Annotated in this window: 18 protein-coding genes and 1 pseudogene; 8 read left to right on the top strand and 11 right to left on the bottom strand. The window is 60.2% G+C overall.

Annotated elements, in window-relative coordinates:
* Nucleotides 1-19: 19 nt before the first annotated feature.
* The 8 genes from PQQ86_RS32885 to PQQ86_RS32850 form a co-directional block, all read right to left on the bottom strand.
* Nucleotides 20-958, bottom strand: coding sequence for an anti-sigma factor (locus PQQ86_RS32885; RefSeq protein ID WP_408276719.1), 939 nt, complete (start codon nucleotides 956-958; stop codon nucleotides 20-22).
* Entirely contained in the window at nucleotides 955-1,503 is a 549-nt protein-coding gene (locus tag PQQ86_RS32880) for an RNA polymerase sigma factor (RefSeq protein ID WP_408276716.1), read from the bottom strand. The genes PQQ86_RS32885 and PQQ86_RS32880 overlap by 4 nt, the downstream gene beginning before the upstream one ends.
* Before the next feature lie 298 nt (nucleotides 1,504-1,801).
* A complete protein-coding gene (locus tag PQQ86_RS32875; protein WP_408276713.1) occupies nucleotides 1,802-2,536 on the bottom strand; it encodes a CPBP family intramembrane glutamic endopeptidase in 735 nt (244 codons plus the stop codon).
* Between the two features lie 171 nt (nucleotides 2,537-2,707).
* Nucleotides 2,708-3,502, bottom strand: a complete 795-nt coding sequence (locus PQQ86_RS32870; RefSeq protein ID WP_408276711.1) for a GNAT family N-acetyltransferase — start codon at nucleotides 3,500-3,502, stop codon at nucleotides 2,708-2,710.
* Between the two features lie 196 nt (nucleotides 3,503-3,698).
* Nucleotides 3,699-4,916 (bottom strand): MFS transporter, encoded by a 1,218-nt coding sequence (locus tag PQQ86_RS32865; RefSeq protein ID WP_408276708.1) that lies wholly within the window; start codon nucleotides 4,914-4,916, stop codon nucleotides 3,699-3,701.
* 273 nt (nucleotides 4,917-5,189) lie between these two features.
* Nucleotides 5,190-5,606 (bottom strand): organic hydroperoxide resistance protein, encoded by a 417-nt coding sequence (locus PQQ86_RS32860; protein ID WP_408276705.1) that lies wholly within the window; start codon nucleotides 5,604-5,606, stop codon nucleotides 5,190-5,192.
* 53 nt (nucleotides 5,607-5,659) lie between these two features.
* Nucleotides 5,660-5,947 (bottom strand): hypothetical protein, encoded by a 288-nt coding sequence (locus tag PQQ86_RS32855; protein WP_408276703.1) that lies wholly within the window; start codon nucleotides 5,945-5,947, stop codon nucleotides 5,660-5,662.
* A gap of 63 nt (nucleotides 5,948-6,010) precedes the next feature.
* Nucleotides 6,011-6,268, bottom strand: a complete 258-nt coding sequence (locus tag PQQ86_RS32850) for a DUF4148 domain-containing protein (protein WP_408276700.1) — start codon at nucleotides 6,266-6,268, stop codon at nucleotides 6,011-6,013.
* 462 nt (nucleotides 6,269-6,730) lie between these two features.
* On the opposite strand from PQQ86_RS32850, the gene PQQ86_RS32845 reads away from it, so the two are divergent.
* Nucleotides 6,731-7,165, top strand: coding sequence for a cupin domain-containing protein (locus PQQ86_RS32845; RefSeq protein ID WP_408276697.1), 435 nt, complete (start codon nucleotides 6,731-6,733; stop codon nucleotides 7,163-7,165).
* A gap of 50 nt (nucleotides 7,166-7,215) precedes the next feature.
* On the opposite strand, the gene PQQ86_RS32840 is transcribed toward PQQ86_RS32845, so the two are convergent.
* A complete protein-coding gene (locus PQQ86_RS32840) occupies nucleotides 7,216-8,415 on the bottom strand; it encodes a cytochrome P450 (protein WP_408276694.1) in 1,200 nt (399 codons plus the stop codon).
* 321 nt (nucleotides 8,416-8,736) lie between these two features.
* Here PQQ86_RS32840 and PQQ86_RS32835 point away from each other — a divergent pair, with 321 nt between their 5' ends.
* The 3 genes from PQQ86_RS32835 to PQQ86_RS32825 all read left to right on the top strand — a co-directional run bounded on the left by PQQ86_RS32835 (nucleotide 8,737) and on the right by PQQ86_RS32825 (nucleotide 10,781).
* The gene (locus tag PQQ86_RS32835) at nucleotides 8,737-9,063 is read left to right on the top strand and encodes a DUF4148 domain-containing protein (RefSeq protein WP_408276691.1); all 327 of its coding nucleotides are present in this window, start codon (nucleotides 8,737-8,739) and stop codon (nucleotides 9,061-9,063) included.
* Nucleotides 9,064-9,216: 153 nt separating this feature from the next.
* Entirely contained in the window at nucleotides 9,217-10,248 is a 1,032-nt protein-coding gene (locus PQQ86_RS32830; RefSeq protein ID WP_408276688.1) for an alpha/beta hydrolase, read from the top strand.
* Nucleotides 10,249-10,271: 23 nt separating this feature from the next.
* Nucleotides 10,272-10,781 carry a cytochrome P460 family protein gene (locus PQQ86_RS32825; protein WP_408276686.1) on the top strand — a complete coding sequence of 170 codons (510 nt, stop codon included), beginning with the start codon at nucleotides 10,272-10,274 and terminating at the stop codon, nucleotides 10,779-10,781.
* 116 nt (nucleotides 10,782-10,897) lie between these two features.
* Here PQQ86_RS32825 and PQQ86_RS32820 read toward each other — a convergent pair.
* Nucleotides 10,898-11,415: pseudogene (locus PQQ86_RS32820) on the bottom strand (redoxin family protein).
* A gap of 202 nt (nucleotides 11,416-11,617) precedes the next feature.
* On the opposite strand from PQQ86_RS32820, the gene PQQ86_RS32815 reads away from it, so the two are divergent.
* The 4 genes from PQQ86_RS32815 to PQQ86_RS32800 are packed head-to-tail and all read left to right on the top strand — an operon-like array spanning nucleotide 11,618 to nucleotide 14,172.
* Entirely contained in the window at nucleotides 11,618-11,989 is a 372-nt protein-coding gene (locus PQQ86_RS32815) for a GFA family protein (protein ID WP_408276683.1), read from the top strand.
* Nucleotides 11,986-12,108 (top strand): hypothetical protein, encoded by a 123-nt coding sequence (locus tag PQQ86_RS32810; RefSeq protein ID WP_408276680.1) that lies wholly within the window; start codon nucleotides 11,986-11,988, stop codon nucleotides 12,106-12,108. Before PQQ86_RS32815 ends, PQQ86_RS32810 begins: the two co-directional genes overlap by 4 nt.
* Nucleotides 12,109-12,115: 7 nt before the next feature.
* Nucleotides 12,116-12,856: a response regulator gene (locus PQQ86_RS32805; RefSeq protein WP_408276677.1), complete on the top strand. Its 741-nt coding sequence runs from the start codon at nucleotides 12,116-12,118 to the stop codon at nucleotides 12,854-12,856.
* Nucleotides 12,853-14,172 (top strand): ATP-binding protein, encoded by a 1,320-nt coding sequence (locus PQQ86_RS32800; protein ID WP_408276674.1) that lies wholly within the window; start codon nucleotides 12,853-12,855, stop codon nucleotides 14,170-14,172. Before PQQ86_RS32805 ends, PQQ86_RS32800 begins: the two co-directional genes overlap by 4 nt.
* A gap of 18 nt (nucleotides 14,173-14,190) precedes the next feature.
* On the opposite strand, the gene PQQ86_RS32795 is transcribed toward PQQ86_RS32800, so the two are convergent.
* Nucleotides 14,191-14,931: an SDR family oxidoreductase gene (locus tag PQQ86_RS32795; RefSeq protein ID WP_408276671.1), complete on the bottom strand. Its 741-nt coding sequence runs from the start codon at nucleotides 14,929-14,931 to the stop codon at nucleotides 14,191-14,193.
* Nucleotides 14,932-14,953: the final 22 nt, after the last annotated feature.

The raw sequence follows: 14,953 nt of genomic DNA, 5'->3' as shown, positions 1-14,953 counted from the left end.
TTTTTTCAAATGCCTTCTTTCAACTCGCGAACGCCGGGCCGACTTTCGATAACTGGCCGATAAGTTCTTCCGCATTACTTTCGGCGATGCGCCGGCCGATAGTGCTGAGGTCGGTCTCGCCGGGCGTGGCGATTAGCGCGTAACTGAGCTTGGCATGCCGCCAGGTGACAACATCCATACTGTCGACCTGTTGCTGCGTGAGCGCCGAGTCGGCCTTTTCGTCCTTCATCACGCAAAGCGCCACCGGCAAGCCTTTTTCGGGCAGATAGACGATCTGCACCAGCGGCCGATTGTTGAACCGCAGACGCTGTATGCGCTTGAAAGTCAGCCCGGCCGAGCGAAGGTCGGGCACGTGGATCGGCAGTCCGTCGTCGCGGCGAATATTATCGACAATATGCGCCGCGGTAGCCATGTTGGAAGAATCGAACTCGACCGTGTCACGCGTGTAAAGCCGCTGATAATTGGCCGCTGCCATCACCCACGGCGATGTGCCTGTTCCCGCCGCCATTTGAGCGGGCGGTTGTGCAAAGCCGCCTTGCGCGGCACCGGGTGCGAAGCGCAGCACGGCGCCGCAGCAGAATGCACCTGCGATGAAAGCCACCGCGAGCCACGGCATGGCGGTGCGAAAAGTCGAGCGTACCGGCGCGGATGGCCCCGCGTGGGCCTCGGGCTGCGAATCGGGCGCGGCCGCGCGATGCTTGTCGCCGGCCGGCGCTGAGTCCGCTGGCATGGCGTACGCTTGCGCGAGTTCGGCTATCTTGCGCGTCAGGCTCTCCGGAACCGGCGGTAAGGCCTGTTGCTGGAATGCGCGCCGGTACGGCAGCACCGACGCTTCGAGTAACGCAACGCGTTCGGCGATATTGGCCGAGGTGCGCATCGCTTTCTCGACTTCCTCGCGCTCGTGCGGCGTGAGTTCGCCGTCCACATACGCCATGAGCAGGATGTCGTCCATTTTCATGCCCCTTGGTCCTTACTAATCGCCGCGCTTGTTACGCGTTTTTCTTTTGGGTCACTGAACAGGGCACCGATGGCCTGGCGAGCCCGCGAAAGCCGGCTCATGATCGTGCCGATCGGCACGCCGAGCGCTTCGGCCGCTTCGTTATAGCTAAGGCCTTCCACACCCACCAACAGCATAACCACGCGCTGGGCTTCGGGCAACCGTTGCACCGCGCTGACGATCTGGCCGTCCATAACGTGCTGTTCCGGCGTGCGCGCAGCCGGGTCTGCGACCGTTTCGAGAAAGTCATCGTCCCAATCCATGCCCGAGCGGCTGCGCACGCTGCGCGCACGCAGTTCGTTGATCCACGTCGATTGCACGATCGAGAACATCCAGCTGAGCGGCGCGGTGTCGGGTTGCAATTGATGCGCGCGTTCGAGCGCGCGCACACAGGCGCGTTGCACGAGATCTTCCGCGTCGTGCTGATCACCCGAGATACGCAGTGCGAATGCCCAGAGACGTGGCAGCAGCGGCGGAAGCATGGGGGACAGGTCGGCGGCGGTCATCGGCATTGGCCTCCGCCCGAAGCGACACGACCGGCTTGGGCCGGCTCGGCGAACGGGTGCTTTTTCATCTGGCAGGAGCACCGCTGTCGGGTTGATTGGTGCGCCAAGGTCCGCCTCCGACTCGAATGTCGAGGGTCGGGGACCGATTGCGGTATCTGACGAGTATCCATGGGTTCAGGCTAAATTGGGCAGGCAATCCATCAACACGTAAACAAGCCGATCGAATAAATATTCCATCAGGCTCGCAACGAAACGTGAAATACCGTGTGCCACTTTCCCACGCTCGTTCCGTTTTTATCTATGAATGGGCGATGAATGGATAGGTAAACAACGCGAATTGCGCCAGGTTGAGTCCGAAGTGCGTCAGCATCGCGGCTTGTAGTCCGCCGGCGCGGTACGCGAGGCCATAGCCCACACCGGATAGGGCTGCCAGCAGAACGAGCGCCGCGCCGCCCTGGTAGTGCGTGAGACCGAATAGGACAACTGCAACGATAAGCCCGAACCACTGGGCATGCGGGCGTGCCTTTAACAGCCGCGCTATACCTGCCTGAATATAGCCGCGGAAAAGCGCTTCTTCAGCGAATGCGACTAGCAGGAAGTTGTTAAGCATCCAGAGCCACGCGAGATGCGGCCACTTCGGCGTCCATGCAATCGATCCGGCCTCCAGCGCAATGAAAAGGCAAACGGCCGATGTAATCGCACAAGCGCCGAGCGCGGAAATCGCCAGGACGGGAAAGGCTTTCTTCGGCTGAACCCACGGGTAGGTCAACAGCAACCAGAAGCCGATAAGCGGCTTGTCGAAGTTGAGGTACATCGTATAAGGCGCGGCGTTGGGAGTGAATCGTGCCGCGTCGATCACCCTTAGATTGTGAAAGCCCGGCAGCCAATGCTGAAACAGACCAAGCGCCACGATGACGAAAACGACATTGCACAGCAGCTTGCCGAGCCGCGAAGGATTCCACTGCAACAGAATGCCAGTGCAAAGCAGAAGCGCGATTGGGACGATCGCGATCGCCCGTAATTGTCCTAGCACGAATGCGAGTCCATAGCCGATTGCGAGAACGACTAATGTGAGCCGGCGAGGCGCTTGGCAAAACGCCGCGAGAGCGGCGAGAAAAACAGCAATCCATGGCATTACGGCCATTGCAACTTCCGAAAATTTTTAACGGCGATAGATCGAATCGCACTATGTTAGGTCGCGCCTTCAGGCCGGCTTGTAGGTCTTGAAGACGGTTGTACGATGGTAGCCGACTCGCTGATAAACCGGGAAGCCTGCGTCGGTGGCATGCAACGTGGTCCGCGTGATTCCTGTCGCGTGGTACGCGGCGTTGAGCGCGTAGCGGACCGTGGCCTCGCCGAAGCCTCTGCGTTGAACGTCCGGCCGTGTCGCGACGAGCGCGAGATAGATCTGGCCGTCGTTGAGGATCGCTGCCGCCGTCGACACCGGCTCGCCATTCTGATAACCGATGTACGCGAACGCGACTTTCTTCCAGAACGTTGATCCGCCAAGGCCCGAGCGCCCCGCTTCGAGTGGGAAACCGTATCCTTCGCTATTGATATCGGCATACGCCTGCAAGGCCGTTTCGCTTTCGACCCGCGCGAAGTCCAGCACCGGATGGGGTATGCCCACTTCGAGCGGCAGAATATCGCCGGCCATGCCTGTGATGTCCAGCGCAAAAGTCAGGCTCTCACTCGCGGCGATTGCGTCGAGATGTTCCCTCGCCGCGCCGTTCAAAAGACCTTCGCAGACGTATACGAGGCCGCTGTGTCGCTTCGGCAGCATATAGGTATGTGACATTCTCAGGCGAACGCGCAGCAGGTCCCGATCCGAAATGGTCTCGTTGAGAAATAACGCATTCCAGAACGGGAACGGGCTGTCCGCCCAGCAAACGGAAAGTCCCGCTCTATCGCGCAGATCGGCGCCTTTCCGATCGCCGGCGAGTACCTTCCACATCGACACGTACTGGTCGTTGGATTCGAGAATTTCTGATCTTTTCATGACTATCGGATGGTGTGCGGAGACGCGACGCGTGGCGAACATGGCGAGCGCCGAATGGCGCAATGCAAGTACTCGCTTGATCTACTGTTTCAGAACACCTAAGCGCCGGTTTTATTCCAGCGATAAACGCTTGCTTACCACGCAAAACTTTGTCGTTGGAGCTCGCCGTTAAAAACTTGAGGAGCGTGCGAGAAAATTAGCGCGGCTCCGAGATCGCAGGCATCGCTTCGGTGCTGAATTGCGCCGGTCGCAGTAGCGGCACCATCAACGTAATCCCCACGGCGACCGCGAAGAGCATGAGATACGAGGCGGAGTAGCCGGCCGTGCGATCCCGCAGAAAGCCGAAGCTCAATGGCCCGAGCGCCGCAACCAGATAGCCGATGAAGAGCATGAACACGCTCCATGCATTGGTCTCGGCGGGCGTATGCGTGTTGTCTAGCGGCAAGGTCATTGCCAGCGTGAAGCACATGCCCTGGCCAATTGCGATCAGTACGATGCACGACACAGGATAGGCCGTAGGTGCGAAAGCGAGCCCACCGATACCCGCCGCCGTGATGGCCGAAGCGAGACCCAGCCAGCCGCGCCGGTCATTGGAGCGCCCGGCTTTCATGCCCATACCCAGGCTGCTCAAAGCGAATACGCAAGTGAAGAGGCCGAGCACGAGGCCGGGTGAAAGCGCATCTATGTGCATCTCCGCGCTTGACGATGCGAGCCATGCGAAGCATGCATAGACGATGAACTGGCTCGCGCCGAAGTAGATGGCAACCCGCCACGCCGCGAATTTTTTCCACGGAAGTCTAACCGCTGCGGAAGGCTGTGCGACCTGATGCCATTCACGCCCGCCGGTACTTGCTTTCAGGAATTGCTGGGCCAGTTTTCGCCAGCTCAGGATCGCGGTGATGCAGAGTACGCTCCACAATGCGACGGCTATGCGCCATCCACCGAGGCCCTGCGCGATGTAACCCGACGAACTTGCAGCAACCGTGGCGCCTACGCTGAGTCCCGCGCTGTAGATGCCCATGAACATCGATGCGTCGGTAGCGAAGTGCTTCTTGACCCAACCACCGATCAGCGAGCCAGAAATAGCGATACCAATTCCTGTGAATACAGTGCAAACGAGTAGTACGCTTGCCGAGCCGGCCAGCGCACGAGCGATCATCGCAACGCAAAGTAGAGCTAGCGCGGCGATCACAGCGTTATCGGTGCCTAATCTGCGTGCCACGCCCGGAGCGACGAGCGCGAACACGCCCATGCAGATATCGGGAATCGCCGTCAGCAACGAAGCCTGCGTGTAGCTCAAACTGAAGCTTTTCTGAATCAAATCGAGTACTGGGCCGATCGAAACGATCGGCGGACGCAGCGCCACCGAAAGTATCAGAAGCGCGATGGCCGCAGCCGCTTTCTTTGTGCTCATGGATTGAGGCATGACGGTTCCCGACGTGGTGGCACTTGCTGTCTGCGCTAGCTTGAATACGGCGTGGCGACCGCGCGTGCGATATGAATCGAGCCCCAGCCAGTCGTCTTCGGTTGTTCGGAGAAGCCGGGCAGCGAGATGTTTGATGTTCTGGCGCAGTGAGACGCCGGCCCGCCGATCGTGGCGAGCCGGAATGTTCACGAAGAAAGCGCTCTACAGCCGAACTGGTTGAAGAGCAAACGGCATAAAGCGGGGATCAGGTCGCAGCAAAAATCAGACTACCGTGATGACGACGTCGATATTGCCGCGCGTTGCCTTCGAGTACGGGCATGTTTGATGTGCTGCATCCACGAGCGCCTGCGCGACTTCGGCCTCGACGCCCGGCACGCTGACGTTGAGCCGGGCCCGCAGAAAATACGAGCTGTCTTTCACGGCCAGATCGATTTCCGCGTCGACGGCGGTGTCGCGTGGCAGCGCAACTTGCAGCTTCTGTGCGGCGAGACCCATTGCGCCGATGAAGCACGCGGACCAACCGGCCGCCAGCATCTGCTCGGGATTGGTGCCGGATGCCGACGAACCGGGCGGAGACAACTTGACGTCCAGTTGGCCGTCGGAGCTACGCGCGGCGCCATCGCGGCCGCCGGTTACATGGGTCTTACCGGTGTACAGAATCTTGTCTGCTTGGGTCATGATCGATATCCCGCTTGAATAGTGAGTAGAGATGCTGAAGAAACAATGCGCGCTCAGTGATGCGCATACGGCGCGATCGATAAGTCGGAAACGACGCGTGAGCCCGATTGCGAAGTCACATCGGGCATGCCGCCGTACGATTGCGCGGCGTCGTCCGTGCTGGCCATCAAGTCGGCCTGTTCGGCGCGCACGGTCAGTGCGCTTTGGCCGCGTTGCGATGCAGGTGCGCCGATCTGCGGGTTGTAGTGCGGCGCGGGACCGTAGCCACTGCTGGCAAAGACGGGAGCGGCAATTGCGGCGCCGGCGGAGAGCAGCGCGGCGATAGCGAGACGCTTGATCATGGTGAAACCTCCAATAAGTAAATTGACAGCAAATGTTCTTTGCAACTTCAACCGGATGCCGACTTAACCACCCCGATAGAGCTTGCTGAGCGCCGCGATCTGACCGTCCTTCTCCGCTCGCACCAGCTCCTGACGAACCTCCGCACGCGTCTTCGTTTTCGGCGCCGTTTGGACCGGCGACCATTGATGCGTTTGCTGGGCGTCGTAGCTGCTGGCGTTCGTATCGGTGGAATTGGCTACTGGATTGGCTGCATAAGCGGAGAGAGCCGTCGCCGATGCGGCAATAGCGGCAAACGTCACTGCGATGATCGAAACTTTCATGTCGTGCTCCTGAAACAAATTAAGTGGGAAACATCCGTACGGGTATCTGGAGGGCCGCTGTGGACAATAAGGTCCGCTGCGTTGCCTCAATCGGATTCCGTCGTTGGGATGCATTAGAACCAGGTGAGGTATCTGGCTTGTGTCGCTAGAACGGGCTATTGCAAGGCTGTGTATCAGTTCGAACTTCATACACATTGGGAAACAATTCTGTCAGTGCGCTTTCGGGTGCGTTTCAATTCGATCGAGGATTCAAGGGAAAAAATGCGCGTCACGAAAGGATGAAGTGACGTTGCTGGTCAAATGCCGCGTCGATTGTTTCGCAATGTGTCCAAGGGCCGGCTTGATACAAAGCGACGCCAAAGCGCACTACGTGCGACCTAAAATGCGTTCGCCCGTTGCCACGACGTGGCCCGCGCTACGCCATCAAGTGGTGTCACCGACCAGGACAGGAGGAGATAGTCGATGAAGAGATTTCTAAGTGCGACGCTAATACTAGTGAGCGTGATGACGTCGAACGCAGCACGCGCCGAAACAATCAAGCCGTTCAAGGCATCGAAGTCCGATCTGGCCGGCGCGATCTTCAATCGCGAGGGTGCTGTGAAGAACGGTAAGAGCGTGGACGTCGTGACATTTGCATCGCAGGACACGGCGTATCAGACGGGCGTGTACAAATCGGGCCCGCTGCGCGAAGAGATAAAGGGACCTCAGGGGCTGCCATACAACGAGTTTCTGTACTTTCTCACGGGCAGCGTGAAGCTGACTTCGGCGGACGGCTCGGTGATGGTGGTGAAAGCCGGCGAAGCGGTCACGTTGCCCAGGGGATGGACCGGTCACTTCGATACGCCCGGCTATACCAAGCTCTACGTTACCTACAATCCCGACGACGCGAAGAAGTAACGCTCAAACGCAGCTAAAAGCAGTCGGCATGTAATATCGTCTGCAATCGCTCAGGTATGTATCCGCAGCGATTGCACGCCGCGCAGATTGTTGCGGCGATGCCACTTCAACTGGTCCAGATCCTCGGGTTGCATCCGCGGAAAGCGGGCGAGGAGATCGCGTAATGCCACCTCCATTTCGAGCAGCGCCAGCCGCGCGCCCAGGCAATAGTGAATGCCGCCGCCAAATGCGAGCGAAGGCACGTTCGCGCCGCGGTCGAAGTCGAGTTCATCGGGATGCGAGAACACCGCGGGGTCGCGATTTGCCGCGCCAGTCAGCATGAAGACGATCGTGCCGGGGCTCAGCGTCACGTCGTGAATCACCACTTCCTCGAGCGCGGTGCGTACGACCATCTGCACCGAGCCGTCGTAGCGCATGCACTCCGCAACCGCCTTCGCGATTGCTGCCGGCTCGCGCCTAAGCGCCTCGAACCGGATTGGCTGCCGAAACAGTGCGACCATCGCATTGCCGATCATGTTCGACGTGGTTTCATGGCCTGCAATGAACAACAGTATGACGTTCGAGATGATTTCGTCGTCGCTCAGGGTCGCACCGTCGTCGGCGGCGTTCACCAGCGAGGACACGATGTCGTCGCCAGGCCGTGCGCGCCGCTGCTCGATTACCGTCCGGAAATAGCGTTCGAGCGTGAGCGCGGCTGCGTTGGCCGCTGCGAGCGCGGTTTCGTCGAGCGGTGCGAGATCGAATGCGGAGACCAAACGGCTGGCCGCAACGCCGAGTTCGGAGCCATGTGAGGACGGAATATCGAGCAGGCGGCAAATGATCTCGACTGGCAGAGGCATCGCATACTGGCTCACCAGATCAAATTGCGCCGCCGCACCGATGCGGTCGAGAAGATCGCGGCTCGTGGCTTCGACAATTTCTCGCTGTTTCTCGATTTGCCGCGCGTTGAACGCTTTCATCAGCAGCGTTCGCAGCTTCGTGTGAGCAGGCGGATTCATCATCAGAAAGGTACGACTCAATGCCTGAAATACGGGCTGTTCAGTCGCCTCATCGCCATAACGCGCACGCACGCTTTGCAGATAGGTTTTGCCCATCCGCCGGTCGCGCAGCAGAGCGTCGATGATTTCGAAGCGGCCCGTGACGAGTGCGTTGGGCCCGACAGGCAGCAGCGGACCTGCTTCCCGCAGCTCTTTATACATCGGATAGGGATCAGTAAAGAAAGCGGGGGACGAGAAGGTCGCGAAATTCATTGTGCGAGATGTTCCAGTAGGTCGATGGGCGAACGGCTACGGCGATTGCCACCGGATAACAGCCGGTACACCCGCGTTATTCCACTGCTGGCCGAAAATCTCCCCAAAGAGAGATTCCTGGAGTGTCTTATGGCCCACTTTTGTATCTCAATGTATCTATACGGCAGGGTGTTACATAACGTTGCACCGGCGCGCATCCCGGACATACACCAGATACTTGGGGGGCGCCTAATAGCCACATGCAGGCCAAGCGCGGCCCATGCTGAACCAGCGACGCAAATGGGCGTTTGCGTCGAAAAACATTCTCTTGAGGTGTATATCATGCAAGCCATTCGATCGCTTATCTTCGCCGCCTCGGTCGCCGCTGCTGCATTGCCGGCGGTCTCGTTCGCGCAAGCCAACCAGCCATCGACTCGCGCGGACGTTCGCGCACAATTGGTCGAATTGCAGGAAGCCGGATACAACCCCGCCAGCGACGAAACGCAGTATCCGAAAAACATCGAAGCCGCCGAGGCGCGTATCGACGCCCAGAAGGGGTTGCTGGCATCGTCGTATGGATCGTCAAGTGCCGGAAATTCGGCTTCTGGTTCGCGGCGTTCGTCGGAATCAGACATCGTCGGCCTCGGTCCGATCTACGCAAAGCCGTAACGTAACGCGCGCCGCTTACTCAATCCTCCCGCCTGTACTCATTTCGACCATTGGGTTGTCCGCACGCCGTCGATAGCGTGCGGACTCGCCAAAAGTCTTTTTCCCGAGTGCATGCAGGTGCTACTAAGCTCTCGTACATTGAAGGAAATAGCCATGTCTGAACAGATCAATACCCGGCGGCGTCGCATACTTGGGTCGACGGTTGCGGGTATCAGCTTGATGGAACTGGGCTTGGGCGACCTTGCGCATGCGCAGTCCAACGGCGCGAAGGCGGGAACCGGCGCGACGTCATTCGAGAATCTGCGGCAGATCGACGCCGGTACGCTGAACATCGGATATGCGGAAGCGGGTCCGAAGAACGGACCTGTTGTAATCCTGCTGCACGGGTGGCCGTACGACATCTATAGCTATGTCGATGTGGCTCCCTTGCTGGCCGCCGCCGGCTACCGCGTTATCGTGCCGTACCTGCGCGGCTACGGTTCCACGCGGATTGCTTCAGCGGATACGCCGCGCAACGGCCAGCAAGCAGTCATCGCGGTAGACATCATCAATCTGATGGACGCGCTGAAGATCGGCAATGCCATCTTTGGCGGCTTCGATTGGGGCGCACGCACCGTGAACATCATCGCCGCTTTGTGGCCGGAACGTTGCAAGGCGATGGTATCGGTGAGCGGCTATCTGATCGGTAGCCAGGCGGCCAACAGGGCGCCGTTGCCGCCGAAAGCGGAACTCGCCTGGTGGTATCAGTTCTACTTCGCGACCGAGCGCGGCTACGCCGGATACGACGCGAACCGCCGCGACTTCAACAAGCTGATCTGGCACACGGCGTCACCGAAATGGGATTTCGACGACGCGACTTACGAGCGCTCGGCCGCGTCGTTCAACAACCCGGACCACGTCGCGATCGTTATTCACAACTACCGCTGGCGTCTGGGTATCGTATCGGGCGAAGCGAAGTACGACGATCTGGAGAAGCATCTGGCGACGGGACCCACCATCTCAGTGCCGACCATAACGATGGAAGGCGACGCCAACGGCGCGCCGCATCCAGAGCCTGCGGCCTACGCGAAGAAGTTCACCGGAAAGTATGCGCACCGCAACATCGGCGGCGGGATTGGGCATAACTTGCCGCAGGAAGCGCCGAAAGCCTTCGCCGATGCCGTCATCGACGTCGCGCGCTTCTGATCTGGCCAACTGGAGGCAGGCACATGCAAAGAACGCGGATTGCACATTTAGCGCTAAATGCAGCGCTTCTACTCGGCGCTGTGGTGGATCAAGCGATGGCGGAACCCGCGAAGTCGGCGCCGTCACCGATCTATGGCGTCACGATTCCCGAGGGCTACCGCAAGTGGCAAATGATCGCCCCGGCCGAGGAAGCCGCGCCGCTCGACGAACTGCGCGTCGTGCTCGGCAATCCCGCCGCGATCAAGGCGATCGAAAACTCGACGCTGCCGTATCCCGACGGGACCATCCTGGTGAAGCTCGCATACAAGCGCACGCAGTCGCCCGAGTTCGCCACGGCGACGATCCCTGGGGCGCCCACCACCGTACAGGTGATGGTGAAGGACTCGCGCCGCTATGCGTCGACGGGTGGTTGGGGCTTCGGGCGTTTCGTCAACGGACAGCCGGTCGACGCGGCGCAGCATCAGACCTGCTTCGCCTGTCACACGGCCAAGGTGAAGGATCGTGATTACGTGTTCACGCGGTTTGCGCCGTAACTGACGAAAACCGGTGGTTCACGAGAGCGGCCTGCAGCGACATACCCAAAATCGCTGTGGCCCAGGCGAACATTACGGCGTCTGTCCGGCGCGACGTCTTCCAACGTCGGGCCAAGTCAGTCTTTCTGTGCAACCAAAAGCCTGAATTGCTGCCTCGGTCTGCGCATAGTCGCCTTCGTCGAAGTGCGTGTGGACCACCTCGCCCTTTCTGTCGCTCAGATAGAAAGCGGGCCAGTGCTGGTTTTCATGAGCGGTCCACGCGGCGTACTGGTTGTCCTGCGCCACCGGATATGTAAGCCGAAACGTCTGATCGCGGAGTTGACGTTGTCCGTATCGCGCTCGAACGGACGCTCCGGCGTATGTAGGCCGATCACTGCGAGCCCTGATCCTTGTACTTCTGATTCCAGCGTTTCACGTGCGGCAACGTGTTGATGCAAGGTCCAGAAATCGACCAGAACGACTTAGCCACGTGGCTTCTGGATTTTGAGCGGATCGCTGTTCAACCAAATCGAGATGCCGGTGAATTCCGGCGCGGGGGTCCGCTTTTCGGCGGACCTGCGACTGCCGGCGTGCCGGTAGCTGCCGTCGTGGCGAGTGCGGCCGCGACGGCAAGTGTTTTCAGGCGTCTCAGCATGTCATAGTCCTTTCAGGCAGAGGGCGCGACGCATGAAACGCCCCATGCGTGCATATTGGACCGCCAGCTGGTATCTGGCTTGTGTCGGCAGAACGGCGTTGATGCAATTTTTTGTGTCTGACCGCGGCGTGGATACATTGCGACACATATGCGCGTTCAGCTCGCGCTATAAAGCAGCCATCACCTCTTCAAGGACACTTCCATGACCGAAGACATTCTCAAAGGCTCCTGCCACTGCGGGGCCGTCGAATTCGAAGTACGCACGCCCGTCGCTCCTGCGGCGCGCTGCAATTGCAGCTTGTGCCGCCGCAAGGGCGCATTGATGACGCCACCGTTTGCTGCGAATCAATTGACGATCTTGCAGGGCGAGGACGCACTTTCGCTGTACTATTTCAACACGCGCGTGGCGAAGCACTTCTTCTGCAGGCACTGCGGCGTTTATCCGTTTCATCAAACGCGCAAAGCCCCGCAGTTGTGGCGCGCCAATATCGGCTGCCTCGAGGGCGTCGATCCGTATGCGCTCGAAGCGGGTCTGTCCGACGGCGCGAGCCTTTCCGTCGTGGAGGACGCATGAAACGCCTGTTCGCGATTCTTGCCTTCATGGCGGGAGGTCTGGCTGCGGAGTTGGCGCATCCGGTGCGGTGTTCGTTGATTACCGCGAGACGGGTGCAGGTCAAACGTCAAATGAGATGATGTAGCGATGGATACGACCGACCACATTCTGATCGTAGACGATGACCGCGGCATTCGCGAACTGATCGCCGGCTATCTGGAAAAGAGCGGTATGCGCGTTTCGCTTGCTGCCAACGGACGCCAGATGCATGCCGTGCTGGAACACGGCGCGCCGGACCTCATCCTGCTCGATCTGATGATGCCCGGCGAAGACGGCCTCGTGCTGTGCCGCGAATTGCGCGCCGGCCGGTTTCGCGCGGTGCCGGTGCTGATGCTGACCGCGAGAAACGAGGAAGCCGACCGCATTCTCGGCCTGGAAATGGGCGCCGACGATTACCTGCCCAAGCCCTTCGCGGTGCGCGAGTTGCTCGCGCGGATTCGCGCGGTGTTGCGCCGTGCGCGCATGCTGCCGCCCGGCATGCAGTTGAGCGAAGCGGCGCAGATGCTCGAATTTGGCGACTGGCGGCTCGACACCACCGCGCGCCATCTGCTCGATTTGGAAGGCACGATGGTCGCACTGAGCGGGGCGGAATATCGCCTGCTGCGCGTGTTTCTGGATCACCCGCAACGCGTGCTCACACGCGACCAGTTGCTTAATCTGACGCGAGGCCGTCAGACCGACCAGTTCGACCGCTCGATCGATCTGATGGTCAGCCGTCTGCGTCAGCGGCTGCGCGATGTGGCGCGTGAACCGCGCTACATCAAGACACTGCGCAACGAGGGCTATGTGTTTTCGTCGGCGGTGAATGTTATCGAGGAATCGCAATGAATGCGCGCGCATGGCTGCACTGGCCGCGCACGTTGTTCGCGCGGCTGACGGTCATCCTGTTCATCGGTCTAGCTTCGGCGCAAGCGCTCTCGTTCTGGCTCACCATGGCGGAACGCGACCAGACTATGACTAATGTGATGATGGGTTATATCGAGCGTGAAGTGGTCAGTTCGGTCGCGCTCCTCGATCATCTGCCGGCCAGCGAGCGTGCGCAATGGCTGCCACGTCTCGCGCGGCGCAGCTACGATTTCATTCTCGGGCCGGGCATTGCTGGCGGACCGCTCGACGCGCAACTGTCGGCGCGGGTGGCTCATTCCATCTCCGAAGGCATAGGCACGAGTTATCCGCTCACCGTGAACGCCGTGCCGGGCGATCGCGAGCGGTTGCAGCTACATCTCAAGCTCTCCGACGGCAGTCCGCTGACGATCGATCTGCAACCCATGTCGAGCGCGCCGTTGTCGCGCTGGCTGCCGCTTGGACTGGTGCTGCAATTAGTCGCACTGCTCGCGTGCTGCTGGCTCGCGGTGCGGCTTGCCACGCGTCCGCTGCACGAACTGGCCGCTGCCGCCGACGGGCTCGGCCCCGACCTGAAAGCGGCGCGTCTACCGGAAGACGGCCCGTCGGAAGTGGCGCGCGCGGCGCGTGCATTCAACTCGATGCAGGACCGGATTTCAATGTACATGACCGAGCGCATGCAGATTCTCGCGGCGATATCGCACGATCTGCAAACGCCGATAACCCGTATGCGTTTGCGAGTGGACGTGATGGACGACGAAGCGGAAGGCGTCAAGCTGCGCCAGGATATTCAGGAAATGGAAGCGCTTGTGAAAGAAGGCGTGACCTACGCGCGCACGCTACACGGCGCGACCGAGGTACTTTGCCGCATCGATCCTGACGCACTGTTCGATAGCTTGGTTTGCGACTATGTCGACGCAGGTCAGGACGTGTCCCTGCAAGGGCGCCTCGACACGCCGCTGATGACCCGTCCGCAAGCGTTGCGCCGGATTGTCGGTAATCTCGTCGACAACGCGCTGAAGTTCAGCGGCGTCGCGGAGATCAACGTGACGGCGCAGTCTGATGGGCAGGCGACCATCACGGTGCTGGATCGTGGGCCGGGCATTCCAGCGGAGTCCTTGGAGGCCGTCTTCCAGCCGTTCTTCCGACTCGAAGCGTCGCGTAACCGCAATACCGGCGGCACGGGTCTCGGTCTCGCCATCGCGCGCCAACTCGCCCTCGCGATGAACGCGACGCTCTCGCTTCACAACCGAATTGGCGGCGGACTGGAAGCGAGGTTGATCCTGAAAACGCTGCGTTAGCGATTCACCGGCGGCAGCTTAGAGCGACAGGCCACCGTCGATAGTCAGGCTCGCGCCGGTCATGTACGCGGCTTCGCCGTTGGCGAGAAACGATACGAGCGCGGCGATCTCATTCGCGTCGCCGGCACGGTGCAGCGGAATGAGCGGCACGATCTGGTCGAGATGAGCGGAAGTCATGTCGGTGACGATCGGACCTGGCTGCACGTTGTTGATAGTGATCTTGCGCGGCGCGAGATCGATCGCCACGCCTTTGACCATGGTCGCCACCGCGGCTTTGGTCAGCGAGTAGACGCTCGAACCCGGAAAGCCACTGCGAACCGCCACATTGCTGCCGATCGTGACAATGCGGCCGCCTTCGCGCATGCGCCGGGCCGCCGCCTGAATCGCGAAGAACACTCCACGCACGTTCACGGCGATCATGCGGTCGAAGTCGGCCGGCGAGACTTCCGTCACATCGCCTAACATAAGAATCCCGGCGTTGATGACGGCGATATCCAGGTGGCCGAATTGCTTCAAGGTTCGCTCGACGGCGGCTTCGATTTCGTCGATATTCGCGCTGTCGGCTTTGATGGCGATTGCCGTTCCGCCGGCAGCTTCGATCGCGGCAGCGCCCTCGGCGGCGTGGCTCGCCGAGGATGCATAAGTGAACGTGACGGCTGCGCCGTCTTTCGCGAGGCGCCGTGCGATGGCGCTGCCGATGCCACGGGAGCCGCCAAACACGATCGCCGATTTCTTCGAGCCTGCGTCAGTCTGATTCATTCCAATACCTTCATAAAAACGG

Origin of the sequence: Paraburkholderia sediminicola (assembly GCF_046026675.1) — a bacterium.
GTDB classification, from domain to species: Bacteria; Pseudomonadota; Gammaproteobacteria; order Burkholderiales; family Burkholderiaceae; genus Paraburkholderia; species Paraburkholderia sediminicola_F.
The sequence above is the reverse complement of the archived record's forward strand: the minus strand, read 5'-3'. Positions and strand labels throughout refer to the sequence as shown.

Excerpts from the sequence above, each read along its gene's own strand:
- PQQ86_RS32825 (WP_408276686.1), top strand. The coding sequence starts at position 10,272 with ATGCAAAGAACGCGGATTGCACATTTAGCGCTAAATGCAGCGCTTCTA.
- PQQ86_RS32800 (WP_408276674.1), top strand. The coding sequence starts at position 12,853 with ATGAATGCGCGCGCATGGCTGCACTGGCCGCGCACGTTGTTCGCGCGG.
- PQQ86_RS32815 (WP_408276683.1), top strand. The coding sequence starts at position 11,618 with ATGACCGAAGACATTCTCAAAGGCTCCTGCCACTGCGGGGCCGTCGAA.
- PQQ86_RS32850 (WP_408276700.1), bottom strand. The coding sequence starts at position 6,268 with ATGAAAGTTTCGATCATCGCAGTGACGTTTGCCGCTATTGCCGCATCG.
- PQQ86_RS32795 (WP_408276671.1), bottom strand. The coding sequence starts at position 14,931 with ATGAATCAGACTGACGCAGGCTCGAAGAAATCGGCGATCGTGTTTGGC.
- PQQ86_RS32830 (WP_408276688.1), top strand. The coding sequence starts at position 9,217 with ATGTCTGAACAGATCAATACCCGGCGGCGTCGCATACTTGGGTCGACG.
- PQQ86_RS32855 (WP_408276703.1), bottom strand. The coding sequence starts at position 5,947 with ATGATCAAGCGTCTCGCTATCGCCGCGCTGCTCTCCGCCGGCGCCGCA.
- PQQ86_RS32835 (WP_408276691.1), top strand. The coding sequence starts at position 8,737 with ATGCAAGCCATTCGATCGCTTATCTTCGCCGCCTCGGTCGCCGCTGCT.
- PQQ86_RS32880 (WP_408276716.1), bottom strand. The coding sequence starts at position 1,503 with ATGACCGCCGCCGACCTGTCCCCCATGCTTCCGCCGCTGCTGCCACGT.
- PQQ86_RS32885 (WP_408276719.1), bottom strand. The coding sequence starts at position 958 with ATGAAAATGGACGACATCCTGCTCATGGCGTATGTGGACGGCGAACTC.
- PQQ86_RS32865 (WP_408276708.1), bottom strand. The coding sequence starts at position 4,916 with ATGAGCACAAAGAAAGCGGCTGCGGCCATCGCGCTTCTGATACTTTCG.
- PQQ86_RS32845 (WP_408276697.1), top strand. The coding sequence starts at position 6,731 with ATGAAGAGATTTCTAAGTGCGACGCTAATACTAGTGAGCGTGATGACG.
- PQQ86_RS32870 (WP_408276711.1), bottom strand. The coding sequence starts at position 3,502 with ATGAAAAGATCAGAAATTCTCGAATCCAACGACCAGTACGTGTCGATG.
- PQQ86_RS32860 (WP_408276705.1), bottom strand. The coding sequence starts at position 5,606 with ATGACCCAAGCAGACAAGATTCTGTACACCGGTAAGACCCATGTAACC.
- PQQ86_RS32805 (WP_408276677.1), top strand. The coding sequence starts at position 12,116 with ATGGATACGACCGACCACATTCTGATCGTAGACGATGACCGCGGCATT.
- PQQ86_RS32840 (WP_408276694.1), bottom strand. The coding sequence starts at position 8,415 with ATGAATTTCGCGACCTTCTCGTCCCCCGCTTTCTTTACTGATCCCTAT.
- PQQ86_RS32810 (WP_408276680.1), top strand. The coding sequence starts at position 11,986 with ATGAAACGCCTGTTCGCGATTCTTGCCTTCATGGCGGGAGGTCTGGCT.